Origin of the sequence: Paraburkholderia ribeironis (assembly GCF_900019265.1) — a bacterium.
Lineage (GTDB): Bacteria > Pseudomonadota > Gammaproteobacteria > Burkholderiales > Burkholderiaceae > Paraburkholderia > Paraburkholderia ribeironis.
Map to the genome: position 1 here is coordinate 1 of NZ_CYGX02000052.1, position 26,456 is coordinate 26,456.

General features: G+C 58.4%; 22 protein-coding genes and 7 pseudogenes. 15 read left to right on the plus strand and 14 right to left on the minus strand.

Features of this window, described 5'->3' with window-relative positions; all coding sequences use genetic code 11:
• The 3 genes and pseudogenes from BN2475_RS22970 to tnpC form a co-directional block, all read left to right on the plus strand.
• Positions 1 to 228: pseudogene (locus tag BN2475_RS22970) on the plus strand (IS66-like element accessory protein TnpA); the annotation flags it as partial.
• On the plus strand, positions 225 to 569 hold the full coding sequence (gene tnpB, locus BN2475_RS22975; RefSeq protein ID WP_094781787.1) for an IS66 family insertion sequence element accessory protein TnpB: 345 nt from the start codon (positions 225 to 227) through the stop codon (positions 567 to 569). The pseudogene BN2475_RS22970 and the gene tnpB, both read left to right, overlap by 4 nt.
• Positions 570 to 599: 30 nt before the next feature.
• Positions 600 to 2,168, plus strand: coding sequence for an IS66 family transposase (gene tnpC, locus BN2475_RS22980; RefSeq protein ID WP_094781788.1), 1,569 nt, complete (start codon positions 600 to 602; stop codon positions 2,166 to 2,168).
• Between the two features lie 126 nt (positions 2,169 to 2,294).
• Here tnpC and BN2475_RS35050 read toward each other — a convergent pair.
• Positions 2,295 to 2,459: pseudogene (locus tag BN2475_RS35050) on the minus strand (site-specific integrase); the annotation flags it as partial.
• Between the two features lie 11 nt (positions 2,460 to 2,470).
• On the opposite strand from BN2475_RS35050, the pseudogene BN2475_RS22990 reads away from it, so the two are divergent.
• Positions 2,471 to 2,689: pseudogene (locus BN2475_RS22990) on the plus strand (tyrosine-type recombinase/integrase); the annotation flags it as partial.
• Between the two features lie 105 nt (positions 2,690 to 2,794).
• A pseudogene (locus BN2475_RS22995) lies at positions 2,795 to 3,022 on the plus strand (transposase domain-containing protein); the annotation flags it as partial.
• A 225-nt stretch (positions 3,023 to 3,247) separates the two neighbouring features.
• Here BN2475_RS22995 and BN2475_RS35715 read toward each other — a convergent pair.
• The 5 genes and pseudogenes from BN2475_RS35715 to BN2475_RS23020 form a co-directional block, all read right to left on the minus strand.
• Positions 3,248 to 3,416, minus strand: a pseudogene (locus tag BN2475_RS35715) (IS6 family transposase); the annotation flags it as partial.
• 63 nt (positions 3,417 to 3,479) lie between these two features.
• Positions 3,480 to 4,274, minus strand: coding sequence for an N-formylglutamate deformylase (hutG, locus tag BN2475_RS23005; protein ID WP_094781789.1), 795 nt, complete (start codon positions 4,272 to 4,274; stop codon positions 3,480 to 3,482).
• Positions 4,258 to 5,268 carry a LysR family transcriptional regulator gene (locus tag BN2475_RS23010; protein WP_094781790.1) on the minus strand — a complete coding sequence of 337 codons (1,011 nt, stop codon included), beginning with the start codon at positions 5,266 to 5,268 and terminating at the stop codon, positions 4,258 to 4,260. Before BN2475_RS23010 ends, hutG begins: the two co-directional genes overlap by 17 nt.
• A 108-nt stretch (positions 5,269 to 5,376) precedes the next feature.
• Positions 5,377 to 6,129 (minus strand): maleate cis-trans isomerase family protein, encoded by a 753-nt coding sequence (locus BN2475_RS23015; protein ID WP_094781791.1) that lies wholly within the window; start codon positions 6,127 to 6,129, stop codon positions 5,377 to 5,379.
• A gap of 72 nt (positions 6,130 to 6,201) precedes the next feature.
• Complete coding sequence (locus BN2475_RS23020; RefSeq protein WP_094781792.1) at positions 6,202 to 6,906, minus strand: GntR family transcriptional regulator; 705 nt, start codon at positions 6,904 to 6,906, stop codon at positions 6,202 to 6,204.
• Positions 6,907 to 7,277: 371 nt separating this feature from the next.
• Here BN2475_RS23020 and BN2475_RS23025 point away from each other — a divergent pair, with 371 nt between their 5' ends.
• From BN2475_RS23025 to BN2475_RS23055, 7 genes are read left to right on the plus strand one after another with little or no spacing between them, the layout of a single operon-like run.
• Positions 7,278 to 8,420, plus strand: coding sequence for a M24 family metallopeptidase (locus BN2475_RS23025; RefSeq protein ID WP_094781793.1), 1,143 nt, complete (start codon positions 7,278 to 7,280; stop codon positions 8,418 to 8,420).
• Complete coding sequence (locus BN2475_RS23030; RefSeq protein ID WP_094781794.1) at positions 8,417 to 8,635, plus strand: hypothetical protein; 219 nt, start codon at positions 8,417 to 8,419, stop codon at positions 8,633 to 8,635. Before BN2475_RS23025 ends, BN2475_RS23030 begins: the two co-directional genes overlap by 4 nt.
• Complete coding sequence (locus BN2475_RS23035) at positions 8,632 to 9,975, plus strand: amidase (protein ID WP_094781805.1); 1,344 nt, start codon at positions 8,632 to 8,634, stop codon at positions 9,973 to 9,975. Before BN2475_RS23030 ends, BN2475_RS23035 begins: the two co-directional genes overlap by 4 nt.
• A 53-nt stretch (positions 9,976 to 10,028) precedes the next feature.
• Positions 10,029 to 11,111 carry an ABC transporter substrate-binding protein gene (locus BN2475_RS23040; RefSeq protein ID WP_094781795.1) on the plus strand — a complete coding sequence of 361 codons (1,083 nt, stop codon included), beginning with the start codon at positions 10,029 to 10,031 and terminating at the stop codon, positions 11,109 to 11,111.
• A 17-nt stretch (positions 11,112 to 11,128) separates the two neighbouring features.
• Complete coding sequence (locus BN2475_RS23045) at positions 11,129 to 12,280, plus strand: ABC transporter ATP-binding protein (protein WP_094781796.1); 1,152 nt, start codon at positions 11,129 to 11,131, stop codon at positions 12,278 to 12,280.
• Entirely contained in the window at positions 12,277 to 13,545 is a 1,269-nt protein-coding gene (locus BN2475_RS23050; RefSeq protein WP_094781797.1) for an ABC transporter permease, read from the plus strand. The genes BN2475_RS23045 and BN2475_RS23050 overlap by 4 nt, the downstream gene beginning before the upstream one ends.
• 2 nt (positions 13,546 to 13,547) lie before the next feature.
• The gene (locus tag BN2475_RS23055) at positions 13,548 to 14,393 is read left to right on the plus strand and encodes an ABC transporter permease (protein ID WP_094781798.1); all 846 of its coding nucleotides are present in this window, start codon (positions 13,548 to 13,550) and stop codon (positions 14,391 to 14,393) included.
• A 633-nt stretch (positions 14,394 to 15,026) separates the two neighbouring features.
• Here the strand turns inward: BN2475_RS23055 and BN2475_RS23060 are convergent.
• The 5 genes and pseudogenes from BN2475_RS23060 to BN2475_RS23075 all read right to left on the minus strand — a co-directional run bounded on the left by BN2475_RS23060 (position 15,027) and on the right by BN2475_RS23075 (position 18,571).
• Entirely contained in the window at positions 15,027 to 15,956 is a 930-nt protein-coding gene (locus BN2475_RS23060; RefSeq protein ID WP_094781799.1) for an electron transfer flavoprotein subunit alpha/FixB family protein, read from the minus strand.
• Positions 15,956 to 16,705 carry an electron transfer flavoprotein subunit beta/FixA family protein gene (locus BN2475_RS23065; RefSeq protein ID WP_094781800.1) on the minus strand — a complete coding sequence of 250 codons (750 nt, stop codon included), beginning with the start codon at positions 16,703 to 16,705 and terminating at the stop codon, positions 15,956 to 15,958. The genes BN2475_RS23060 and BN2475_RS23065 overlap by 1 nt, the downstream gene beginning before the upstream one ends.
• 47 nt (positions 16,706 to 16,752) lie before the next feature.
• Positions 16,753 to 16,974, minus strand: coding sequence for a hypothetical protein (locus tag BN2475_RS35720; RefSeq protein ID WP_245841514.1), 222 nt, complete (start codon positions 16,972 to 16,974; stop codon positions 16,753 to 16,755).
• A gap of 42 nt (positions 16,975 to 17,016) precedes the next feature.
• A pseudogene (locus BN2475_RS35725) lies at positions 17,017 to 17,406 on the minus strand (HutD family protein); the annotation flags it as partial.
• The gene (locus BN2475_RS23075; RefSeq protein WP_094781806.1) at positions 17,384 to 18,571 is read right to left on the minus strand and encodes an NAD(P)/FAD-dependent oxidoreductase; all 1,188 of its coding nucleotides are present in this window, start codon (positions 18,569 to 18,571) and stop codon (positions 17,384 to 17,386) included. The gene BN2475_RS23075 and the pseudogene BN2475_RS35725, both read right to left, overlap by 23 nt.
• Positions 18,572 to 19,067: 496 nt before the next feature.
• Here BN2475_RS23075 and BN2475_RS23080 point away from each other — a divergent pair, with 496 nt between their 5' ends.
• Positions 19,068 to 20,738: an electron transfer flavoprotein-ubiquinone oxidoreductase gene (locus BN2475_RS23080; RefSeq protein WP_094781802.1), complete on the plus strand. Its 1,671-nt coding sequence runs from the start codon at positions 19,068 to 19,070 to the stop codon at positions 20,736 to 20,738.
• 203 nt (positions 20,739 to 20,941) lie between these two features.
• Here the strand turns inward: BN2475_RS23080 and BN2475_RS23085 are convergent, their stop codons facing one another.
• From BN2475_RS23085 to BN2475_RS35730, 3 genes and pseudogenes are all read right to left on the minus strand, one after another.
• Positions 20,942 to 21,643 carry a GntR family transcriptional regulator gene (locus BN2475_RS23085; RefSeq protein ID WP_094781807.1) on the minus strand — a complete coding sequence of 234 codons (702 nt, stop codon included), beginning with the start codon at positions 21,641 to 21,643 and terminating at the stop codon, positions 20,942 to 20,944.
• A 366-nt stretch (positions 21,644 to 22,009) separates the two neighbouring features.
• Positions 22,010 to 22,861 (minus strand): class I SAM-dependent methyltransferase, encoded by an 852-nt coding sequence (locus BN2475_RS33800; protein ID WP_143325856.1) that lies wholly within the window; start codon positions 22,859 to 22,861, stop codon positions 22,010 to 22,012.
• A gap of 941 nt (positions 22,862 to 23,802) precedes the next feature.
• Positions 23,803 to 23,931 (minus strand): annotated as a pseudogene (locus BN2475_RS35730) (IS110 family transposase); the annotation flags it as partial.
• 130 nt (positions 23,932 to 24,061) lie between these two features.
• Between BN2475_RS35730 and istA the strand changes: the two are divergent.
• Both istA and istB read left to right on the plus strand, forming a co-directional pair.
• Positions 24,062 to 25,585, plus strand: coding sequence for an IS21 family transposase (gene istA / locus BN2475_RS23095; RefSeq protein WP_094781808.1), 1,524 nt, complete (start codon positions 24,062 to 24,064; stop codon positions 25,583 to 25,585).
• Positions 25,578 to 26,378, plus strand: a complete 801-nt coding sequence (gene istB / locus BN2475_RS23100) for an IS21-like element helper ATPase IstB (protein WP_094781803.1) — start codon at positions 25,578 to 25,580, stop codon at positions 26,376 to 26,378. Before istA ends, istB begins: the two co-directional genes overlap by 8 nt.
• Positions 26,379 to 26,456 lie beyond the last annotated feature (78 nt).

Consider the following 26,456-nt stretch of genomic DNA (forward strand, 5'->3'; position numbering starts at 1 on the left):
CTGGCCGATCAGCAAGCTCAGTGTGCCGGGATCGTTCCGGTCGTATTGCTAAGCGACACGCCAACGGAGGTCATTGCTTCAGCTCCGGTGGAAGCGCAAGCGCAGGGCGCAAAGCCTGTATCACCGGTCGGCACGATCGAGATCCGGATCGGTCGTGCGGTGGTTAAAGTGGACGGCCTGGTTGATGCCGATATGCTGCGGATCGTGCTGGGTAGTCTGCGCTCATGATCTCCCTACCGGCAGGCACGCGCATCTGGATCGCTGCTGGCGTCACCGATATGCGATGCGGGTTTCAGGGGTTGGCAGCGAAGGTGCAAACAGCGCTTGGGGAGAATCCGCTGGGCGGCAACGTCTACATCTTCCGGGGCCGTCGCGGCGATCTGGTAAAGATTCTCTGGGCCTCGGAGGACGGAATCTGGCTGCTCGCGAAGCGGCTTGAACGAGGCCGTTTTATATGGCCCAAGGCCGACGGTGGCAAGGTCCATTTGAGCTCTGCACAACTGGCGATGCTGCTTGAGGGCATCGACTGGCGACAGCCCCGTCGCACTGCCGCACTATCGATGTTGTAAACCGCGCGGCAGACTCGTAAACTACGGCGCATGTCGAGCGGCGCCGATCTTCCTGACGATGTCGAACTCCTGAAGGCCTTGCTGGTCGAGGCCCGTAGTCTGCTTGCCGAACGCGATGTCGAGATTGAGCAGCTCAAGGCCCAGATCGACAAGCTCAGGCGTATGCAGTTCGGTCGCAAGTCCGAGCAGCTGCAGCGGCAAATCGAGACGCTCGAGACTCAACTTGAGGATCTGGCCGCCGGACGCGGCGTTGTGGATGTGCAGCGTGCGCAGGCGCGCGGTGCAAATGCGTCCACCTCGAATGCAACGACGGACGAAGCGGCTTCCAGGCAAGCGCTTCCCGCGCATCTGCCGCGCGAGGATCATGTGCTCGAGCCTGAATCAGGTTGCCCGGATTGCGGTCAACCAATGCAGGTACTCGGCAAGGACGAATCCGAACAACTCGCCCGGGTCGCAGCGGCGTTCAAGGTCATTCGCACGATCCGGCGCAAACTGGTTTGCCCATGCTGCAGCACGATCACCCAGGCGCCGATGCCCGGCCTGCCGATCGAGCGGAGTATCGCCCATCCGAGCTTGCTGGCAGACATCCTCGTCTCGAAGTACGCAGACCACCAGCCGTTGTACCGGCAATCAGCGATCGCGGCGCGCGACGGGGTGGCGCTTGACCGGGCCAGTATGGGCCGCTGGGTCGGCCAGTGCGAGGCACTGTGCGCTCCGCTAACAGAGGCGCTGCGCCGCTACACGGTGGCCGCGACCAAGCTGCACGCGGATGACACGCCGATCCCGGTGCTCTCACCGGGCAACAGGAAGACCCGCACCGGCCGGCTATGGGTCTACGTGCGCGACGATCATCGCTCGGGCTCGACGCAACCGGCTTCGGTCTGGTTCGCGTACTCGCCGAACCGGCAAGGCGTCCACCCTCAGACCCATCTCGCCAGCTTCAAAGGGATTCTGCAAGCGGACGCTTATGCGGGCTTCGACGAATTGTTCCGCGATGGCTCGATACGCGAGGCGGCATGCCATGCCCACGCGAGGAGAAAGTTCTACGACATCCACGTGCGCACGCCATCTGACACAACACAAAAGGCACTCGAATATATTGGCGGGCTCTATGACATCGAGGCCTCCATTCGCGGCAGGCCCGCCGCCGAACGGCTGCGAATACGGCAGGAGAAAGCCAGACCACTGCTTCAAATCTACGAAGCGTGGCTCAGGGCAAAGCTCGAAACGCTGTCGTCGAAGTCCGATACGGCCAAGGCGATCAACTACACGCTGAACCAGTGGAGCGCACTGACCTTGTATTGCGAAGACGGTACGCTCGAGATCGACAACAACATCGCGGAGAACGCGCTGCGTCGTGTAAGCCTGGGTCGCAAAAATTTTTTATTCGCCGGCTCAGACAGCGGCGGCGAACGGGCAGCCGCGATGTACGCACTGATTGGCACTTGCACACTGAATGACATCGATCCGCGTGCCTACCTCGACTATGTGCTAACCCATATCGCCGGTCACAAAATCAATCGCATCGACGAGCTCCTGCCTTGGCGTGTGGCCGACAAGCTGCACACGCCAGGCAGTCCGCCAGATCCCTCCACCTGACCGGCAGCTCCAGTTCACCATCATGCTTTACGCGCACGCGAATGGACGAACGGCCCAACTGAGCCGCTTACCGCAAAGCCGCCAAGATGCCTGGTTTAGCGGGCACTGCGCGGTGACGGCCGCAACCTATCGCGTCACAAATGCCTGGTCCATCTGACGCGCCCGCTTGATGTCATCACTCTGCAGGTAGATCGACGTGGTCGCGATCGAGGCATGACGGAGGTTGTCGCGCACGGTCGTCAGTTCCGCCCCACGGGCCAGTGCGTGGGTCGCATGCGTGTGTCGACTATATCTTTGAAGAGATGCGGCACACGACCGCAATGCACCTGCTGCAGTCTGGCGTCGACATCACGGTCATTGCACTTTGGCTTGGACATGAGAGTCCGTCAACAACACACGGATACATCGAAGCGGATCTGGCAATGAAAGAGCGCGCCCTGGCAGCCATCGCTCCACTGAAAACCCATCGCTCCCGCTACCGGCCACCGGATACGCTGCTGAAGTTCATGGAGGCGCTTTGATTATGTCCAGTCGTGCGTGGCGGACTCCCCGACGATTCGGGGGCCGCTACTCTCGCTCAGCATAATCCGCAGGTGCGCATAAGACCATGCCGAGATCGGCATAATCGGCGAAACTATCTGTTCCTGGGCTCCGACAGTGGTGGCGAGCGCGCCGCAGCGATGTATAGCTTGATTGCGACGTGCAAGCTCAACGGAGTCAACCCGCGTGCCTACCTAGAATACGTCCTGACCCATATCGCTGATCACAAGATTACTCGCATCGACGAATTGCTACCTTGGAACGTGGCCGGCAAACTGACTCCGCCGGCCCCATCTACACCGCTAACCGGATAGATCTGGATAAGTCTGGAGAGATCGTGTCCATGATCGGCCTAGATCATGGACACGATCTCCCGTGATCTAGACGGATTCCACCACGTCAACACCATCATGCCTCACGCGCGCGCGAATCGAGAAACGGCCGCGCTGAGCCGCTTACTTCGAGCCAGCGTATCAGTTTTCAAGAATGTGATATTGTGAAAAGAAATTGCAGATTTGCCCGACATGTATCATGCGGACAATCTTGCCTTGGGTTGTGTTCCATGGCTGCCTGCGACGTGGCTCGCGGAAACCCTGCATTGTGGCGCGTGGGCGGGTGACTATTTTCAGCGCGATTGTTCACCCGAGCCGACGTCTTTGCGAACAGGTGCTTTACGCCGGCGAGTTCCGGTAATTGGGCCTTCGCTGCTTGCCCACATCGATTTGACATTGCAGTGGCCGGACGCTTTTTGAATACCGCAACGGGGCCATCTCACAACGCACTGACTGCATCCAGCGACCTGCCGACCATTGTTTCCAATGTTGGTATAACCAGCCGCGCGCGATCCGGGATTAGGTGAAACGGAAGATTTTCGTCCATGTAAGTACTCTGACACATCTCAAGCTGGATGGCATGGATACCGGATGACGGGACTCCGTAATGACGGGTGATAAACCCGCCCTTGAATCGGCCGTTGCTAATCCAGGAATACCCGCTTTCCGCTGCAGCACTGATTGCAGCTTGAAGTACCGAATCGGCCGCAGTGCGGCCGTCCTGCGTTCCGATATTCAGATCTGGGAGTTTGCCCTGGAACAGCCGCGGTAGAACGCTCGCAATCGAATGCGCTTCCCACAGAAGTACATGCGGATGTTCCTCGCGAAGTCGACGCAGTTCTTCTGCAAGGCGATCATGGTACGGTTGCCAGTATGACTTTACTCGCAAATTCTTTTCATCTGCCGTCGGAGTCTGCCTATCGCGATAGACAGTCTCGCCACGGAACGTCTGCTCCGGACATAAGCCGGTGGTCTGTTGCCCGGGATAAAGACTCTCGTCAAAAGATGGTCTGTTCAAATCGATGACATAGCGGGACAGGTGCGCACTCATGACCGTCGCCCCGAGCTTATGCGCGAACTCGTAGAGTTTGTCGAGATGCCAGTCACTGTCGGCAAGCCTTAGCGCGGCGTCGGTGTATTTCTCTCGCAGCTCGTCTGGGATGTTTGTCCCGAGATGGGGAATCGAAATAAGTAGCGGGGCGTTCCCTCGCGTCAAATCATATACTTTTGTCACGACGAGTCCTCATTATGTTTGACTGTTGTAGCGCGGTCGCGGGCATCTGCGGTAACAGTTTTTTGAGCGCTGGACGGATCAGCTCGTCGAGGACGTTTCCGGTAAGGGCCGAGATCTGGTCCACGAGTTCGTCCCACTCGGCACGCCTGTGCAAAATGAAAAAATCCCGCCGACTCAGATGGCTCCTAGGAAGAGGAAATACGACTAAAGTGTCAAGATAGTGGCGCGCTTGCCAAAGGCAGAGCGGTGTGGAAATGGCAAAACCGAGGTTTGCGCTGACAAGGCTCAGCAGCGGGTCCGTCGCATCGAATTCGTAATGACGAGCGCTGCCGATGTTCAGATGTCGAGCTAACCGCTCAATCTGCTGCCCAATTACTGAACGCGCCGTGTATCGAATCAGCGGCAGTTCGGCAGCCAGGCTTCCCCATTCGGGATTTGCTCCCTTATGCCTCTCGAACCAGCGGCGAGAAGCGACCGCGAGAAAAGCCTCTGATAAAAGCGGAACTTCGACCAGTCGTGTGTCGGTAATTGTGGTCTGAGTGCAAACCACGACGTCCACCTCGCGCTGATGAATTTGCGCTGAAAGGGCTGGTGTAAGCCCAGACCACATTTCAATTTGACGGGTTGATCCGGACATGGCGCGAATCAGCTCCGGACCGACGGTGGCAGCGAACGAGTCAACGCATCCAAGTCGAACCGGCAGGGTCTCGCCTCGCGACGTGTCCCTAAGCTTGCTGCTGACATCTTGTGCATGCTTCAACAGGGGCCGGGCCAGCTCGAGCAGAGCGCGGCCAGCGAGATTGGGCCGGGGCGGCCGGCTCTCCCGGTCTAGGAGCTCCGTGCTCTGCTCGCGTTCGAGGGATGCGATTGATTGGCTGATGGCACTTTGACTGACCTGCAGCCGCTTGCCGGCTGCGGTCATCGAACCCGTTTCGCAGACGGCGACGAATGCTTCAAGAGCCCGCAAGTCGATGGTTGGTCGAGGTCGTGTCATCGGATGTTGCCTGGTCAAAAAACATGCGATGGGTTTGTGATACCGATCAAAGTCGGAAAAAGATAGCAATGTCGCCGTCACACCAGCAGCAATCCCACCGAGTGTTGCCTAGTGCTCGGACAGCAGCCGTCCGAAGCCCCTGATGCGGTCCTCGATGCCAGCGAGTCGCATAACATCCCACGCAACAGCCTGATTACTGGTAATGACGGGCTTGCCGGTTATTTGCTCGATCTCTTCGATGACTTCGATCGATCTAAGTGCCCCACAACTAATGAAGATTGCATCAGCGTCCGGACGGTCGAGATACAGCGCCATTTGCACAATGCTATTCGGAGTCACGCGCACCATGTCGCTGTCTTTTTCGAGCTGGAGTCCATGGATTGCCAGAACTTCGAAGCCCTCGTTTTCCAGGTAGATTTTCTCCATCTCGTTGATTTCGTCCAGATACGGCGTGCCGATGACGATACGCCTCGCGCCGACCGCCCGCAGACCGCGAATGACGGCTGTTACCATGCTTGTCGTCTTTGCATTCGGGGCGCCTCGCGACAATTCTGCGAAGACCTTCTTTTCGCCGACAACCAGACTTCCAGACGTGCAGCTGTAGCAAATAACATCCAGACTGCCGTCCGGAAGAATCCGCGCCGCAGACTCGGCGAGGCTGCTAGCAATGTTGTCGAGGAATTCCCGCGTGATGCTGTCAGGATTGGGGACTCGCGTGAAATGGATTCCGACGCCTTTCGGGAGAAGGGTGAACATGTCATCTTCGATCGTTTGCTCGGTCGCGAGCAGCACAAAGCCTGCTTTGGCGCGATTGTGTCGGCCCTGGTCAAACTCAGCCTTGAATTCAACAAGGTTGCTCACAATACGTACTCCTTTATATAGGATTGGAAATGAGGGAGATGTTCTTGACGCCTGCAGCGATGGAGCGGTGGCCTAACCGGTAATGAAGCGGGCGATTCGCGCGAGTCCAAATGAAATGTAATTCCGCTGAACCAGGCCTAGAGCACGCATATCGGCGGCGCGCAGCGCGCGGCAGCACTCTTCGAGTTCTCGGTTAAGGTATTCAACCTCCTCTTCCCAGAGGTCTCTGACAAAGTTGTACCAAACGCGTGATGCCTGAAAATAGCACCTGTCGTGCGTCTGCCTCAGCTCCTTATTTCTGATCAGCTCATTGATCGCGAAATGTAACTCATGCAAGATCGACCAGAACTCATCGAAATTCCTGGGGCCGTTTAGCAACGCGTTGGCTCGGGGGATGAGGCTTTCAATGCGCTCGAGCGCCTGTGGGGCGTCGAGGGGCGAGCAGAAATCTCCCAGCATCTCGCTCAATCGCAGGCGGAAATTGTACGTATCCCTGTACTCGCGGAAATCGACCCCGCTAACAATCGTCCCGACGCCGTTTTTCGTTTCGACCAGGCCTTCATATTCAAGTCGCTGCAACACCTGACGAATGGGCGTACGGCTCACCTGAAATTCTTCAGCCAGCACGTTTTCTCCGAGCAAGGTGCCCGGCGGATAGTGGAGACTACAGATGCGATCGCGAACGGTCAGGTAGATGTCAGACGCCTGGCCACGAGGAGCCGTGGCTTTGGCTGCCGGTCGCGGCGTTTGGCCCTTCAATTTAACCACGCGTGCCATTGATGTTCCTCGCTGGACGCTGTTGCGGTGATGGAGCGTCCGGTCAGTGCCGCACCAGCGCGGCGTGTGCCCAATGATAACTACAAGTCACAGCTATACGCAACCTGTACACAGCAACAGATTAGTCGAGATCTGCGATAGTTGGAAATAATTTTCACTTATAGGTCCGCGCGCCGTGCGTTACGTGAGGCGCTTGGCATAACGTTGTGCTAAGTAACTGAACAAAAACAAGATTTCTGCGTTTATCGAACCGATTCCCTCGGTTGGATACCGTGCTTATCCTGGGCGAATCCAGTACTTGACAGTGAAAATTGTTGTTCCTAGAGTAGAGCTGTGTACTTGCTGCATACAGCTAACGAGACGGAGGAACTGTGAGCGAATACGAAGGCCGGGTAAGCAAACTGCGCGATGCACTCCGCGTCGCAAATATTGACGTTGCCCTGATCAGCGACCCCGATGCAGTGGCCTATTTCGGCGGCTTCTGGAACTACCTTGGAATGGATTTCGGCAGGCCAACCTTGCTGGTCGTTTCGCAAGATCGCGACCCGGTGCTGATTACTCCTCTGATGGAATCGGAGATGTGCTCGCTGATGACATGGATCAAGGACATCCGTCCCTGGTGTGACGGCATTGACGACGAGTGGCGCAAGCCGCTGCGGGAAGTGCTCGCGGCGTCGAAGGTTAAACGCCTCGGTGTCGAGCGCGCAAAGATGCCGCCGCTCGTGGCAGCGGCGCTGCCTGTCGATGCGGACCACATTGTCGATGTCGGTCAGATCATCTTCGATCTTCGGACGATCAAGACCTCGAGCGAAATCGCCACGATGAAGCAGGCAGGTCAGGTTGCAGTGGCAATGGTCGAAGCAGCGAAACAGGTGATCCGGGAAGGCGTACCCGAATATGAAATCGCGTTGGCTGTCGTCGCCGCCGGAACGCGTAAAGCAGCGTCATTCCTGGATGAGCACAAGGACAGATTTGTGTCCCCGACCATTTACAACCTGCAGATCCTCCAGTCGGGGCGCGACGTCTGCCTCGTGCACCGCAGATCCTCGGTTCGCACGTTAAAGCGAGGCGACCCGGTGTATCTGTGTTTCTGCGGAATCGCCAACTTCAAGAACTACAAGCTTGGATTCGACCGCGAGTTCTTCGTTGGGTCGGTGACCGACGAGCAGGCTCGCGTCTACGAAGCGGCGGTAGCGGCGCAACAGGCCGCACTGGCGCAGATCAGGCCCGGAGTACGGTGCGAAGATGTGAATGCGGCTGCTGAGCAGGTGTACAAGGACGCGGGCTTTGCGCCGGGATATCGCACCGGACGTTCGATCGGATATTCGTTCCTCGAAACGCCGGAACTCAAGCGCGGCGAACAGCGCACGCTTGAGGCAGGCATGACGTTCGCGGTCGATGGCGGCATCACCATCGAAGGCGAGTTTGGCGGGCGAGTCGGCGATTCGATAGTTGTTACGACGGATGGCTTCGAATACCTGACCAACTATCCTCGCGAGCTGGCGGTGGTGTGAAGATCATGGCTGATGGAATCGCACTGAAGACCCTCATCGCGGTCAACCGGGAATTCTTCGGCAGTCGCTGGACCGAAAAAGACCTCGCTGAGCTGGTGGACCCGCGTTTCGGCGTGGTATCGGACCTGTCCAGTCTCGTCGGGCGGCTTGCGGCGATTCGGGCAAAAGATCTCGGCGACGTGGCGCCGCCGTGGGCCGAGGGTACGCAATCATGACAGCGGTACGGGGCACAAACCTCAGAGATATGTCGCGAGTGCTAGCCAATGGCGACGCTACGTCGTCTGAGTTTATCGCGCATAGTCTGGCGCTTGCGGAGGCGACCAATTCATGGCTGAAAAGCCTGATAACCGTGACCAGTGAACGCGGTTGGGAGCAAGCGGCGGCGGCGGATGATCGGCGTCGCCGCGGGGCTTCGTTAGGATTGCTGGACGGCGTTCCCTACGTCGCAAAGGATGCCTTCAACACAGCAGGCATCCGGACAACGGCCGGGAGCCGGGTATTTGCGGAGCACTATCCAACGGAAGATTCCGTAGTCGTTCGAAAGCTTGCGGATGCTGGCGCTGTCCTGATTGGCAAAGCGAATATGCACGAGTTTGCCTATGGCGCGACCGGCGAAAACCAGTTCTCTGGCACAACAGTCAACCCGTGGGACCGGAGTCGATTGGCTGGCGGGTCCAGCGGGGGATCCGCCGCAGCTGTGGCAGCCGGCATCGTGCCATTTGCGTTGGGCACCGATACCGGCGGCTCAGTGCGCGTTCCTGCCGCGCTGTGCGGCGTCACCGGATTCAAGCCGTCTTTTGGACTGCTCGACTCGACGGGAGTAATACCGTTTTGCTGGACGTTGGACCACGTGGGGATCATTGCTGCAAGCGCGGACGACGTGTCGATTGTTACGGGATGGCTGACCGACCTGGATACATTCAGTCCCGTCGAGTGCGCAAGGTCGCTCAGGGTGGGCGTACTGCCCGACGCGGCTCTCGTTCTTCAACCCTCGGTCAGAGCCGGTTATGAGTCGGCCGTGGCTGCGCTGCGCGGGTTGGGAGCCCGTTTTCACGAGATCAAGTTGCCCGATGCCGCCGAATCTCGAGCAGTGTCGCTCACGATCCAGCTCGCGGAGGCGCTCGCCTATCATTCGCCGTTGATCGATACGTGCGGGGAAAAGTATGGTGCCGATATCAGGAGTGGTTTTGTATTAGGTCAGCAGTTGTCCGCTGAGAGTTACGTGCAATGTCAAAGGCTTCTGACCGAATATCGAAGCTCTTTCTCGCGCCAGCTCGACAATGTCGACGTAATTCTCACACCTACCTGTCCAATTGTCGCCCCTGAGATCGGGAGCACGAGGGTGCCGATAGGCGAGCAGCTGTGTCCCGTCGGGAATGCGCTGACACTTTACACCTCGTTTTTCAACCTCGTCGGAGCGCCGGCAGTTGCACTACCATCAGGACAGGATGACAGAGGGCTCCCAGTAAGTGTGCAACTTGTCGGCGCCGCAGGTGCGGACAAGTGGGTTCTCCAGTTGGCCCGGCATTTGGAGAAGGACTTGGCGCAGGTCTAAACGCCTGCTAGCTCGTGACAATGACCCTTAACGTATCGTCGAGAGAGGTATGTATGAAAATCGGAAATACATCGAAGCAAGCACGGGCGTGCCTGTTTGCCGTCCTGGCAGCAGTTCTGCCAGCTACATCGGCTCATGCTCAACAACTGGTCATCGCATCTTTCGGTGGGGCATATACCGCCAGCCAGTCCAAGGCCTTCTTTGAGCCTTACACCGCGAAGACCGGCACCAAGATCCTGCCGGCCGATTACAACGGCGGTCTCGCGGAGCTGCGCTCCCAGGTACAGGCGGGATCTGGGGCTTGGGACGTCATTGACCTTGAGTTTCAGGATGCCGCGCGAGCCTGCGACGAGGGATTGATCGACCCCATCAAGGCGAGTTCCCTTACTCCTTCACAGGATGGCAAGCCTGCATCGGCCGACTTCGTAGACGGCTCATTGCTGGACTGTGGTGTGGGAACCATTCTCTGGTCCAACGTGATCGCATACGACAAGAGAAAGTTCTCCGGAGCGCAACCGACGACGATCGCAGACTTCTTCGATCTGAAAAAATTCCCGGGGAAACGGGGCCTCAGCAATAAACCGAACGGAAATCTGGAATGGGCCCTGATGGCGGATGGCGTGCCTCGCGACAAGGTCTACGCGACGCTGCGAACGCCGGCAGGACTTGAGCGCGCCTTCAAGAAACTCGACACGATCAAGCCAAGTGCGGTGTTCTGGGGAGCGCAGGCGCAGTCGGTTCAACTTCTTGCCGACGGTGAAGTCGCGATGACCGAAGGCGGTAATGGACGATTCACCGACGCTATTACCAAAGAAAAGAAACCGTTCGGCATCGTCTGGCAAGGACAGATCATCAACGGAGATGTCTTTGCGATCTCCAAGGCGAGCAAAAACAAGGCGGCCGCACTCGATTTCATCCGGTATGCGACATCGTCGCCGCAGCTTGCAAGTCAGACGAAGTACATCAGCTACGCGCCCGCGCGCCGCTCGGCACTTCAGCTTGTTGACGCGTCCTTGCGGGACAACCTGCCGACGTCGCCCGCCAATCTGAAGGTCGGCCTCGCGAACGACACTGCATTCTGGAACGATGAGCAGGACGAAATTAACCGGCGCTGGGCCGCCTGGATGGCCCGCTAAGGATCAAGGTAACGCAAATGCGAAACGTTTCCCAGCAGCGAAATGGAAGTTCGAGAGTGGCCGACGGGGACCACGTCGTATTCTCGCAGGTCGAAAAGAGCTACGACGGGAGCACCCAAGTGGTGAAATCGCTCTCCCTTACGGTCAGGCGGGGCGAGTTTCTGACCCTGCTTGGCCCGTCGGGATCCGGCAAAACGACAACCTTGATGATGCTCGCGGGTTTTGAGGCGCCGACTGCTGGGACGATTAGCATCGACGGTGTGAATCTGACAACGACGCCGCCGCATAGACGGGGCATTGGCATGGTCTTCCAGAACTATGCGCTGTTTCCTCATATGTCGATCGCAGACAACGTGGCGTTTCCACTTGCAGCGAGAAAGGTTCCCAAAGACCAGATCGCGAAAAAAGTAGCAACGGCGTTGGAAATGGTGAAGATGCAGGCATTCGCTTCCCGTCGGCCGGCTCAGCTCTCTGGTGGCCAGCAGCAGCGGATCGCGCTGGCCCGTGCCTTGGTCTTCGAGCCCACCCTGGTGCTGATGGACGAGCCTCTTGGTGCTCTGGATAAACAGCTTCGCGAGCACATGCAAACGGAAATCAAGCATCTGCACAAGATGCTTGGCGTGACGGTGGTCTATGTCACCCACGATCAGGATGAAGCGCTGGCCATGTCTGACCGGGTCGCAATCTTCAACAATGGAATCATCGAACAGATCGGTCCGCCCACCGAGATTTATGAATCCCCAAACACCGAGTTTGTGTCGCGGTTCGTTGGCGACAACAATCTGCTGGACGGTGTCGTACGCGAATGTTACGCGTCGGCGGACGGCGACTTCCGCGCAAAAGTCACTCACGGAGAGTGCCAGTTTGAGGCACTCACTGCAAAGCCGCTGCCGTCGGGGTCGCGCGTGTCTCTGGTGTTGCGTCCCGAGCGCGTAGTGATTGCCTCGCACGAAACGGCGTTCGAGAACCGTGTGGACTCGGAGATCATTGAGTCGACCTACTTTGGCGATCACGTCCGACTGACATGCAAGATTCCGAGCGGCAACGAAATTTCAGTGAAAGTCGCGAACACGTCCAGCCTCGGATCTCTTCGCTCAGGACAGACGCTACCCATTGGCTGGCGCTCGGTTGACAGCCGCGCGCTGCTGGCTGCGGGAGGCCCGACATGAATCCGGTGACAATAGCTGAGAGCGGCCCTGACGATTCCCATGAGGAACAATGGGGCGCTACGTTAAAGAGCCGGGTCCAGAAGGCGAGGCGCCGCGAGACGCGAAAATCTTTTCTGCTTGTGCTGCCGGTGATCGTGTTCCTGCTGCTGACCTTTGTCGTGCCGATCGCGAAGATGTTTGAGGTCAGCGTCTACGATGCAACGCTGCGCGACCTTCTTCCGGCGACGGCTCGAGCCCTCGATGCCGGTTCCAGGGACGCGGCAGGTCAGATGTGGAAAGCGCTGGCCCGTGACCTCGTTACTGCAAGAGAAAATGGCAAGATCGGTCTGGTCGCGAGCCGACTGAATGCCGAACGCTCGGGGCTTCGATCTGTCGTTGAACGTACGGCGCGGCGCGCTGCCACTGCTGATGAAGCACCGACCGCTCAGTGGTTCGCGAACGTGGATCCGGTATGGACTGATCCCGGCGTGATACCGATGCTTGCACGCGCGACGCGACCGTTCACGCTAGATAATTACCTGGCGGCGCTCGACTTCCGACGCGATGAGCAAGGCAGTATCGTGTCGCAACCGGAAGACAGCAGAATCTATCGCTCGCTCTACCTGAAAACGTTCCTGGTTGCCGTCGCCGTTACCGCGTTGTGCGCTGTGCTGGGGTATCCGATTGCCTACCTCATGGCGACACGATCGAAGTCCACTGCGAACAAATTGATGATTCTGGTGCTGGTGCCTTTCTGGACGTCAATGCTTGTTCGCGTCACCGCATGGATGGTGATGTTGCAATCTCAAGGAGTGGTCAACGATCTTCTCGTTCTGGCCGGAGTGGTCAATGACCACAACCGTGTCATGTTGATCTATAACCTAGCGGGCACACTGATCTCCATGACACATATTCTGTTGCCGTTCTTCATTCTGCCGCTGTACAGCGTAATGGTTGCCGTTCCACCTAGCTACATGCGAGCTGCACAATCTCTTGGAGCAGGGCGGTTCGTTTCGTTCTGGAAAGTTTATTTTCCGATTACTTTGCCAGGAGTAGGCGCCGGTGGTTTGCTGGTACTGATCCTTGCTCTAGGTTATTACATCACGCCTGCACTTGTCGGCGGACAGTCTGGCCAGATGATTTCGAACATGATCGCTTTCAATATACAGACTTCGTTGAACTGGGGGCTGGCGGCAGCGCTCAGCATCGTGCTACTTGTTGCGGTGCTCGCGCTCTACTTCGTGTACAACCGAATGGTTGGCGCGGAAAATCTCAAGATGGGGTAACCATGAACGTCCATAGCCAGCCGTTTCGTTCTCCCGTCGAAAGGGGATGGAGCATACTTTTTGCCGTAATGTGCACGACAATCTTTCTTTTCCTCGTCGCGCCGGTTCTTGTCATCATCCCTCTTTCGTTCAACGCGGAACCCTATTTCACCTTCTCTCGAGCGATGTTGCATTTGCAAGCTGATGCGTGGTCGCTTCGGTGGTATGAATCGTTTTTCGACAACCCACGGTGGCTGCTTTCGGTCAAGAACAGCCTCATTGTGGGCGTTGCCACAACGGCTCTTTCTGCGTCCATTGGCACAGCAGCAGCGCTGGGCCTGAGGCAGCGTTTGCTGCCCGGCAGGTCGCTCCTCATGAGCTTCATTCTCGCACCGATGGTTGTACCAACGATTGTCACCGGAGCGGGAACTTACTTCGTATTCGCAAAGGTAGGGCTCGTTGATAACTTGTGGGGTCTCATTGCAGCGCACACCGCGCTTGGCATCCCCTTCGTTGTAGTTACGGTGCTTGCCTCTGTGAGCGGCCTCGATCGATCCTTTGAACGGGCGGGCGCCATCATGGGGGCGCCGCCCTGGATGGTGTTTCGAAAGGTAACGCTTCCGCTCATCATGCCAGGCGTGACGGCCGGCGCGGTACTCGCGTTTATCACATCGTTTGACGAGGTAGTTTTCGCGCTTTTCCTTCTTCCAAGTCCGCAGTATTTCACACTGCCAAGACAGATGTGGTCTGGACTTCGGGAGCAGATCAGCCCGGCTATTCTTGCAGCGGCAACGCTTTGGATTGTGCTTTCGCTTGTTTTGATGTGGTTGATGGGCGCGCTGAGAAAAAGAGCGGCGCATGTTCGGTGAGGCGCCAGAAGAGGGCGTGCGGGTGGACTACCGCACGAGAGCACCCACGTGCATTGAGCCCCAGCCGTTGCTGCTATCTGCTTCAGGAATTCAACTCGTTGGCGCGCGCCTGACATGCGTCGCGTTGAGCATGTCAAGGTGCGGGGGGCATATCCTCAAATTCGCCGCGGTCGTTCAAGCCTTCACATCCGTAATTGATCGCCGATACGTCGGCAGATGCATGTAGCCCGCCGGCAGCGCGACCGCGCAAAGGGCTGCCTGATGTCCATGCTAAGTCTTGATCCGATATCGAACCGCCCGGTGTATAGACTAGTGGTAGTTTTTCGATTGTGTCCGGCAGCACGAAACTGCCGATAGTGCTGCTGCCAGATCGCGGCTCGCTGTCCGCAACTGTGCTTGCATGCTATCCAAAGGTTCGGCGCATACTCAAGTGCGTCTTATTCGGCAATATGGAGACCGTGCTGCTTCCGCCGGCCTCGGTTGGCGTGCGAAGCGAAAGCTTGACGCGGCAGGAGATTCCGCCATGTAGCGCTAGCTGGCTTGCGGTCGGATAGCTATCGCGGGGAATGACGAAAAAAGGGATTGGGCCACCGTAGCGAACGGCGGCCCATGATGAAGGGCTCATCGCGAGCGTCAGATCTGGCTCGTTAGCTTCGGTAATGCAGAAAAGAGATCGCCGACCAGCCCATAATCTGCAATTCCAAAGATCGGCGCTTCTGCATCCTTATTCACAGCGACTATGACTTTTGAGTCCTTCATGCCGGCCAGATGCTGGATCGCACCGGAAATGCCCACAGCGATATACAACTGCGGAGCGACGATCTTGCCGGTCTGTCCTACCTGCCAGTCATTCGGAGCGAAACCCGAGTCCACCGCGGCTCGTGACGCACCTACCGCCGCACCGAGCTTCTGTGCCAGCGGATCGAGCAGCGCAAAGTTCTCCGCACTACCCATACCGCGCCCACCCGAGATGACGATTCGTGCTGACGTTAGTTCCGGCCGCTCGTTTTCAGCGACTTCGCGACGCACGAAACGCACACGGCGTGTACCTTCAGCAGCTCCGAGCGTGACAATTGATGCGCTGCCGCCAGTCGCGGGCGCGGCGTCGAAAGCGGTAGTGCGGATCGTCGCTACCTTGATCGCATCGTCGCACTGCACGGTTGCGATGGCGTTGCCTGCATAGATCGGACGGTCGAACGTATCGGCCGAATGAATGGCGATGACGTCCGAGATCTGTGATGCGTCGAGTTTTGCAGCAACGCGCGGTGCGACGGTCTTGCCCGCAGCAGTCGCAGCGAACAACACATGTGTATAAGACGGCGCCAGTGCAATCACCTGTGCGGCGATGTTTTCCGCCAGGCCATCGGCCAGAATAGGCGCATCGATCAGAATGACGACGTCGACGCCTTCGATTCTGGCTGCGGCTTCGGCGACGGGATGCGCGTTATAACCTGTGACAAGCATGTGCACGCCGTTATTGAGCTGGCGCGCGGCGTTGACTGTGTGCAGTGTGGCGGATGTGACCGCCGCGTCTCTGTGTTCCGCAATGACGAGTGTGGTCATCAGATCACCTTTGCTTCATTCTTCAGTTTGTCGATCAATGTGGCGACGTCCGCCACGCGTACTCCCGCCTTGCGGGCGGCCGGCTCTGCGACTTTCAGCGTCTTCAGCCGCGGCGCGGGATCCACGCCGAGATCGGCCGGCGTGATCGTGTCCATCGGTTTCTTCTTCGCTTTCATGATGTTGGGTAGCGTCACGTAACGTGGCTCGTTCAGCCGCAAGTCAGTCGTTACGATGGCCGGAAGATCCAGCTGAAGCACTTCGAGGCCGCCGTCCACTTCCCGGGTAACAGTGGCGACGTTGCCCTCGATCTCGATAGCGCTTGCGAATGTGGCTTGCGGCCAGTCGAGAAGTGCAGCGAGCATTTGGCCGGTCTGACCGGCGTCGTCGTCAATGGCCTGCTTGCCGAGAATGACGAGCTGCGGTTGTTCGCGCTCGACCACGGCCTTCAGCAGCTTCGCGACCCCCAGCGGTTGCAGTTCAGCTTCAGTCTGGATATGCAGAGCGCGATCGGCACCGATAGCGAGCGCCGTACGCAGAGTCTCGCCGCTTTGCGCGGGGCCGCAAGTGACCGCGACCACGTCATGAGCGACTCCAGCCTCCTTCAGGCGAGTCGCCGCCTCGACGGCGATCTCGTCAAAAGGATTAATCGACATCTTTACGTTCCCTATGTCGACGCCCGTCTGATCAGCCTTCACGCGGACCTTTACGTTGTAGTCGACAACGCGTTTAACTGCTGCCATGACCTTCATGCCTAGTTTCCTCGTTGCTCGGGGGTGAATTTGGGAGCGCGCGCATGTCATCTGCGCGCTGTCTGTTCGATAATGACGAGTGCCGCGTAGGGCGCCTGAGCTTCGTCGAGCGCCTCGCCGTTCAGCTCGTATCGTTCCTCGTTGCGGGCTGCCTCGATGTCGAACGCGCCGCCGTTTTCTGGGCGCGTGTAGACATATGCTTCAGGAAGCAAGAACGTTTCGCAGCGATCGCGTGCACGCACCATGCTGGCTCCATGCAGGGTCAGCACGAGCGCGAGGCATCCGGACGGTAGATGCATTGGTTCCCGTAGGACCACGATGCGAGCGGTGTAGCGCTCTCGCGCGACGATTGCGTTGAGTTTCAGGACTGGCCCGTCAAGCAGACTAGCTTGCCAGATCGCGTCTCCGTCATATTCCGCCGACACACATCCGTGTCGCATGTCTACGCGCCTCGAGCCGGCATTTAGCGTGACGCCTACACCCCGAACGACAAGCGACACGCGGTTCATACCGACGAATCGCGAATATGAGCCATCGCGTTCGACGTTGGCGAGGCTGATACGCCAGCCTCCGTCAGCGGCCTCTGCCAGGGTACGTGTCGTACCTTGGCCATTGCGCCAGGCTTGCGGTGCTATGCAAGCGAGTGGCCGGACCGCCAGTCCGACAGACGCTGGCACTTCACGAAACAGCGCCGAGGCCATACTTGCCGGTCAGCAGCTCGCCGGTGGCGAACCGCTCGATAGAGTACGGTTTGAGCGAGACATCTGTCGGCTGACCCAGCGCAGCCTGTGCGAGTATCTTCCCAACCGTGGGCGAAAGCTTGAAGCCGTGGCCCGAGAAGCCATAGCCGACCACCAGGCCATCGATACCTGGCAGCGTGCCGAGCACGGGGTTCCAGTCCGGCGTCACGTCATAAACACCGGTCCACGAAGATGCGATGCCTGCCGTCTCGTATGCCGGGAAACGCTCGGCGACCTGTGCGCCGACATCGACGACATAGTCCATCGGGATGTCTCCCTGTTCGGTGTCTGCCGTGCTCAGTTTCTCGCCGACCACTCCTTCGCTGACCAGCATCTGGTTCCCGCCGTAACTGCGGTAATACAGCATGCCTTCCGATGCGAGATCCTTGAATACCGGCATCTGGAAAGTGTAGGGCGCTTCGGGGCACTCGAGCGCAAGAACTGCGTGACGTTCCGGCGCAAGTGGGAGCGTCCTGCCGGTCCAGCCAGCCAGCTCCGGCGTCCAGATGTTTTGCGTGCTGATAACGGCGCCCGTACTGAAATCGCCCACGCTCGTCGACACGCCCACCACCTTTCCGTTCTCGATCAACAGCCTGTTCACAGTAACGTTCTCGCGGATCGTCACGCCGCCACGTCGCGCGGCGCGTGCGAAGCTGGTTGCAGTGAGATATGCATCCGCGAACCCAGCTTCCGGTTCATAGCCGATTAGCGCGGCGTCGTCGAAGGTGGCAATCGGCATGCGTTCTTTTGCCTGCTGCGCATCGAGCAGTTCAAGGGGAATACCCTGGGCCTTCTGTTGCTCCAGCGATGCACGGAGCGGCGCAAGTTTTTCGTTATCCGCCGAGACGATCATGTAGCCGCACTTGACCAGGCCGCAAGAAGCTTCTTCGTCGCCAAGATAGGCAGCGAAATCGTTGAACACCGACCACGACTTACGCGCCAATTCGACGTTTTCCTTTACCGAATAATGCGTTCGCAGAATGCCAGACGATTGTGACGTCGTGCCTGCGCCAATGGTCGCGCGGTCGAGCACCAGCACGTTTCTGGCGCCCAGCTTTTGTAGGTGAAACGCGACCGAGGTGCCGATCACCCCAGCTCCAATTACGACAACATCGTAGTTGTTCACGGCCATGTCCTTTGACAGAAACGATGATCAGAGTCTGCACCCGAAGGCGGTCGCCAATGCTTCAATAAGCAATTCTGATGAAAGGTCATAAGTGGGTTGTTCGAATAGGCGAGGACCACGTACGGTGACTTTGTCCCGTGGCATTATTTGGGTCGTCAAGGTTGTCCACGGGATGCAAAATTCAATTGCTGGCATTCGCGCATGGCGCATATTTAGCGATAGCGTCGATCACCATCGCATTTCTGTCTGGCCTTTCGACGAGAGGCCTTGTACGGCTGTTCGCTCCGAAACCAGTAGCGTCTGTGGTGGGGGAGATCGTCGGAATACTGGTTTTAATCGCCACATATGCCTATCTCTTCGGCTGATGGCTAGAGGTAGCTCGGTCCCGAATCCTGGAGCGTTGCCAGTTTGTGCTCCATAAGCTTCGCTTATGTGAGCGCTGTTCGACTTCAAAGCGGGTAGGCTGAGAATAACCTTTACAAGAAATGTCTTGAGCATGACCTCACAACTTGCATCCGCGCAGAACGCGCGTGAGTCGATGGAATACGACGTCGTGATCGTCGGCGGCGGCCCGGCTGGCCTTGCCGCGGCGATCCGCCTGAAGCAGCGGGCGGCGGAAGAAGGCGTCGAGCTTGGCGTCTGCGTGCTGGAAAAAGGCTCGGAGATCGGGGCGCATGTTCTCTCCGGCGCGGTCATGGACCCGCGCGCCATCACCGAACTCATTCCCGACTGGAAGGAAAAAGGCGCGCCTTTAGATGTTGAAGTGACGGAAGACCGCTTCCTCTTTCTGAGCGACACCGGCTCGAAAAGCGTGCCGAACTGGGCGCTGCCGGACAACTTCAGGAATCACGGCAACTACGTGATCAGCCTCGCGAACGTCACGCGCTGGCTGGGCCAGCAGGCCGAAGCGCTGGGTGTCGAGATTTTCCCCGGTTTTCCCGCCGCGGAAATCCTCTACAACAACGACGGCTCGGTGAAAGGCGTTGCGACCGGCAATCTGGGCATCGGCAAGGACGGCCAGCCGACGGACAACTTCCAGCTCGGCATGGAACTGCACGCGAAATACACGCTCTTCTGCGAAGGCGCGCGCGGACATCTGGGCCGTCAGCTGAACGATAAATTCAGGCTGCGCGAGGGCGTCGATCCGCAGGTCTACGGCATCGGCATCAAGGAGCTGTGGGAGATCGACCCGGCGAAGCACAAGCCGGGGCTGGTGATGCACACGGCCGGCTGGCCGCTTCAGGCCGACACGTATGGCGGCTCGTTCCTCTATCACATGGACAACAACCAGGTGGTGGTCGGCTTCGTGGTCGGTCTCGGCTACACGAACCCGTACCTGTCGCCGTTCGAGGAATTCCAGCGCTACAAGACGCACCCGGCGATCCGCCATTTTCTCGAAGGCGGCAAGCGCGTGTCGTACGGCGCGCGCGCGATCACCGCGGGCGGGCTGATGTCGCTGCCGAAGCTCGTGTTCCCGGGCGGCGCGCTGGTCGGCGACGACGCGGGCTTCCTGAACGCTTCGCGCATCAAGGGCTCGCACGCGGCGATCAAGACCGGCATGCTCGCCGCAAACGCCGCGTTCGACGCCGTGCAGGCCGGTCGTCATCACGACGAGCTGGCGGCCTACCCCGAGTCGTTCAAGACTTCCTGGCTGCACACGGAGCTCTACAAGGCGCGCAACTTCAAGCAGTGGATGAGCAAGGGCTTGTACCTGGGCACGCTGATGGTCGGCATCGAACAGAAGGTGCTCGGCGGCAATGTGCCGTGGACGCTGCATCACCAGCATTGGGACCACGAGATGCTCAAGCCCGCGTCGCAGTGCAAGCCGATCACGTATCCGAAGCCGGATGGCAAGCTGACGTTCGACCGGCTTTCTTCGGTGTTCATCTCGAACACGAATCACGAGGAGAACCAGCCCGCGCATCTGACGCTGAAGGATCCGACGGTGCCGGTGAACGTGAACTGGCAGACCTATGCGGGACCGGAGTCGCGTTACTGCCCGGCCGCCGTGTATGAGTTCGTGAAGAACGACGACGGCAGCGAGCGGCTCTTGATCAACGCGCAGAACTGCGTGCACTGCAAGACCTGCGACATCAAGGACCCGACGCAGAACATCGTGTGGGTGACACCTGAAGGCGGCGGCGGGCCGAATTATCCGAATATGTAGCCAGGACGAGGGCTTCCGATAGGCTGCAAGCGCCTGAAGTTCTACCCGGGTACCGATATCAGGCAAGAGCAGTTACGACATCCTGAGGAACGCGAACATCGTGATCCTGTCAGGCTGTGTGGGCGGGTCTTCATTTCTGTATTGGTGCATTTTCGAATTACAGCACCGCGGCACCGACCAAACTACACGACCTGTCCGGCACACTATGAGATCAACCGAGCGATGCGTGCGAGACCGAACGAGATGTGGTTGCGTTGCACAAGTCCAAGAGCGCGCATGTCCCCAGCGCGCAGCGCCAAGCAGCATTCGTCCAGCTCCCTATTAAGACTCCTAAGTTCTTCGTCCCATAAAAGTTCCACAATATTCAGCCTGAGCCGTGAGACTTGCACGTAACAGCGGTTATGCGTTTGGCGCACTTGTCCGTTCGTTATGAGGCCGTTGATTACGGAATGCAACTCATCGAGGACCTGCCAGAATGCTCCTGGATTCGGTGGCTCGTGTTGCAGCGTCGTCGCTTTAACCGCCAGCTGTTGCATCCGCTCGAGCGCGTGGGGAGCGTCTGCTGGAGAACAAAAGTCGCCAAGAATCTCGCTCAACCTTAGCCGGAATGCGTAAGTGTCACGATATTCCCGGAGATCACCGCCCGTGACTACCGTACCGATGCCATTTCTTGTTTCCACGAGGCCTTCATATGCGAGCCTCTGAAGATTCTGCCGAATCGGTGTGCGACTGACGTGGAATTCATCCGCAAGCGCCGTCTCGCGCAGTACGGTGCCGGGGGGATAATACAGCGTGCAGATCCGATCACGTAACGTCTGGTGGATCTTCGATATCGGATAGCGGGTTGCCGGCGCTTTGTCCACGGTGCCAGCTCTTGATAGCCTTGTTTTTGCAACCTGTGACATCAAAGACCTCCCTCGGAGCGAGGCATTAAGACCGTCGCCTGCCACACCTTAAAAAGCGTCTGCATCCGTTTCCGTGAATTGGGCTCCGCCGAACTGCTAGATTCGAAAGTGGTTGTGCCAACCGTGTGTATTTTCACATCCCACGGCGAAGCGTAGCCAACGGTCCCGCCCATCATGCGCTGTCGCAACGTAGTTAGCCTCTGGTTCAGGGGGCGGCAGCCAACTACCGATTTCTCAACAGCGAGGGGAAGCAAGAACGTTATGCGCGCCCCCGGCGCTCGCGAGCCTGCCGCACAGACATTCAGCCTTGCCGATTGTCAAGAATCGCACGGCGACAATCGCCACAACGGCGCTTTGGCGCGCGCCCTAGGTCTCCATTATGTGAGCCGCAGCGTCGTCGATTGGTCGCTCAGATGACGACAATCTCGCTTGCGGAACAACAGATTCGTCGTCGCTGCGAATGACCCTGCTCAGGTCATGACGCAAATAGCCTTCATGACTCTTGGGAGCTATTCCTCGTTTCGATAACTGAAACGAAAGATATTCTTCCCACGAGAACGCATCGAGTCCAAGGTGATGATTAACGTGTTGCTGGTCCTTCATATGTGTTAGAACAACCCATTGATGCCCTAGTGGGTGCGGAGCATCGAGGAGGACGAGCTCTAATCCACATTCCTCCGCGAGCAAACGAAGGGTTGAAGCCTTGTAATACTGAACCGCCGGATACGACCAGTGTGCGCAGCTGCTGTCTGAACCTCCCGCCAGAAAAGCCGCCACAAATTTCCCATTAGCTCGCAAACTCCGCGACACTGATTTTAAGCACCTTGTAATTTGCGTTTTACTCGCGTGCATGAATATGCCGGCGGCAATTATGTAGTCAAACTGGCAATTGAAACTGGTTGTATTTAAATCAGAATTGAATGAAAATCGTGGTCGCTTCAAAGTGACAAGTGCGGAGCCAACCTCCGCCTCGATGCCTTGCCGAAGACACCATTCTTCCGGTTCAATGCCGAAATAGCGATCGGGATTGAGGTACATCAAAGGGAACCTGCCTCCACGCAGTGAACCGCATCCGATATCCAATAAAAAGTGTTCCTCTCTCAACCCCAGCAGAAGCAATGTAACGAATTGCACGGCACCCAAGCGGTCGTAATAATCAGGTGGACCCACCCAGGCGCGATGATCCCTGTCCCCCATCACGTGCTGTTTACTTTGCATTTTGTAATCCTCATTAGGTTATCCAAAACTGTTTTCGGCTTGCAGCCAAACGAGCCGGTTCAATCGGCAAGCGGGAGTCATCGCGCGGCAACGCTATTGCCGCAGTCTGGAGCGATATTCCACAACTCACGCATGACGCCAGCGAACGTGCAAGAGACGTGCCGAGATGGTTCGGGCAGGTAGGCGATGGCCAGATCGTGTCGATATTGTCAGGTGTATGCCAACTCGCCATGTCAGTGTCGGAAAAGCGCGCAATGCGAGCGTCGCCGAGTGATTGCGCCAACTCTGTCTGCGGCGAGACTGACGGCCACGGTCGCTAGCACGATCACACCGATTTTTGGGGCGGCGCCGGGGCCGACCGTGCGCGTTTTACGCACGACGTAAAAGACATAGACCGACCACTCCGGCCAGATGACCTTCTCCAAACCGGTCAGTCAGCTGAATTCAGTTTTTGCGAACCAGAGCGCCCATGAGCGGCCATTGGCGAGTTCACCCGATCGGCCAATTATGGCCTTTCGAGCGGGAGGTCATGAGGCCATTCGAACGTCCGGTGCCACTCGGATCGTGTTTGCAAGGACTTCCCCCGAGAGTCAAGAGTGGGGTTCGATTTTTTGATGCGAGCAGAGAGTGGGTGCCTACATGCCGGTGGGCCTGTTGGTGTAGTCATTTCACTTTCCTCAAGTCGGCTGCCGCTGTCGTGTCGAAAGCAATATCAGGAACAGACTGCGTATTTGCAAACGGCCTTGTTGCCCGAGACGTATCGGGCGGGCCACGATATGAGCCGCCCAGGAGAACCCTATTTGAAAACCGGCGAACAGGCATGAGGCATTGAGCGTCATGCGGTAACGACTCGCCAACAGAATCCTCGGGTTCTTCTCCCGTTCGGTCCGACCTCGTCTTGCTATCGCGTCGAGCAGTAGTTGAATTTGCGGTCAATCAGGTCAGGTGGTGGCCGGTAACGGTGGATGCATGGGGTGGCGTTGCCAGGCATCGGCATCGTAACGCTCATCCTTCGCGAGCATCGCCCACAACATCCGTGCATGCTTGTTGGCAATCGCAGTCAGCGTCTTGTGATAGCCCTTGCGTGTTTACGCCGACCGAAAATTGAGCCACTTGTAGGGATCGCGCCGACTGAAAACTGAGCCGGGTAATCAACCTATCCTGCTAGTTTTTCAGGCAGGGTGTTTGGGGATGATCCCGATGACGATGATTGGCAAGGTGCGGCGGATGTTCCACCGCCAGAACAAGTCGGTCCGCGAGATAGCGCGTCTCACAAGCCTGTCGCGCAACACGATTAGCAAATACCTGAACATGGAGGTTCAGGAAGAACCGAAGTATCAGCGGCGCTCACAGTCGACCCGGCTGACGCCGTTTCATGAGGCACTCGTGCAGGCGCTCAGCGTGGACGCACGACGACCGAAGAAAGAGCGGCGCACCGCCTGGATGCTGTTCCACGAGATCAGGGCGAGCGGCTACGATGGCTGCTATTCGCGGGTGACCGACTTCATCCGGGCCTGGCGGCAAGGCGAAGGCCAGGCGGTATTGAAGTCGGCGTTTGTGCCGTTGCAATTCGAGCTGGGCGAAGCATTTCAGTTTGACTGGTCCGAGGAAGGACTGGTTATCGGCGGCATTTACCGCAAGCTGCAGGTGTCGCACATGAAGCTGTGCGCGTCGCGGGCGTTCTGGCTCGTGGCCTACCCGAGCCAGGGTCACGAGATGCTGTTCGACGCCCATACACGCTCGTTCACGGCCTTCGGCGGGGTGGCACGCCGTGGCATCTACGACAATATGAAGACGGCGGTCGACAAGGTCCACAAAGGCAAGGGCCGCACCGTCAATTCGCGCTTTGCGGTGATGTGCGCGCACTACCTGTTTGACGCGGACTTCTGCAACGTGGCCAGCGGCTGGGAGAAAGGCGTCGTCGAGAAGAACGTGCAGGACAGCCGCCGGCGTATCTGGATTGAAGCGCGTGAGCAGCGATTCGGCAGTTTCGCCGATCTGAATGCATGGCTGGCGAGCCGGTGCCGATCGTTGTGGGAGCAGGTGAAGCATCCGGACTATCGGGACCTGAGCGTTGCCGACGTATTCGAGCAGGAGGTGGCCCATCTGATGCCGATGCCGACACCGTTTGACGGTTACGTTGAACGCGCGGCCCGGGTGTCGTCGACCTGCCTGGTGGTGGTCGGACGCAACCGCTACTCGGTACCATGCGAATTTGCAGGCCAGATGCTCAGCACGCGGCTCTATCCGGGCCGCGTCGTTGTGGTGGGCGATGATGCCGTGGTGGCCGAGCACGAACGGCTGGCCGACGAAGGTCTGGTGCGATACGACTGGCAGCATTACATCCCGCTGATCCAGCGCAAGCCCGGCGCACTGCGCAACGGCGCGCCGTTCCTGGATATGCCCGAACCGCTGCAACGCCTGCGCCGGGCGCTGCTGCGCGAGACGGGCGGCGAGCGCGTGATGGCGAAGGTTCTGGCGTTGGTGCCGGAAAGCGGCCTGGACGCCGTGCTGATTGCCGTCGAGCTGGCACTTGAGCAGGCGCCGCCCTCCGGGCGCGTCAGCGTCGAACATGTGGTGAACGTGCTGTCGCGCATGCGCAGTGTGCAGATGCCGCCGAAGATCGATACGGCGCTACAACTGACGACACCGCCGCTGGCCGACACATCGCGCTACGACGGGCTGCGCCCGGCGCTGCAACAGCCGGAGGCCGGTCATGCGTGATCTGATCGTCGAACTCAAACAGTTGCGGCTGCATGGCATGGCTGCCAGCTGGGCCGAACTGCTCGAACAGGGTAACGTTGAGTTGGCGTCTTCGCAGTGGCTGCTTGAACGGCTGCTGCAGGCCGAGAGTGCGGATCGGGCCGTGCGTTCGGTCAGCCACCAGATGAACGCGGCGAAGTTCCCGGTGCATCGCGATATCGCCGGCTTCGACTTCGAGGGCTCGCCGGTCGATCGCCAGCTCGTCATGCAACTGGCCAGCATGACGTTCACCGAGGGCGCACACAACCTGGTTCTGGTCGGCGGGCCGGGGTCCGGGAAATCGCATCTGGCGACGGCCATCGGCGTGTCCGGGATCATGCACCACGGCAAGCGCGTGCGCTTCTACTCGACCGTGGATCTGGCCAATGCACTGGAGCAGGAAAAGGCGCAGGGTCGCGCCGGGAGGATCGCGGCGAGTTTGCTGCGTCTCGATCTCGTCATTCTGGACGAACTCGGGTATTTGCCCTTCAGCCAGGCCGGCGGGGCGCTGCTGTTTCATCTTCTAAGCCGCCTGTACGAGCACACGAGCGTTGCAGTCACAACGAATTTGGATTTCGCTGAATGGTCCAGTGTGTTCGGCGACGCGAAGATGACCACGGCATTGCTGGATCGGCTGACGCACCACTGCCACATCGTGGAGACCGGCAACGAGAGCTATCGTTTCCGACATAGCAGCGCCAGTGCAAAGAAGCGCATCCGGTCGCGTGAAGCGGCGCGCAGAGCCGACGGCACTAGCGCTTCCGAAGCCGGCTGATGTTGAAGTTCGCAAATTCCGCTAATGATGTCCGTTGGCGTGCTAATCGTGTCCATTAATTGTATTAGCCTGAACCGG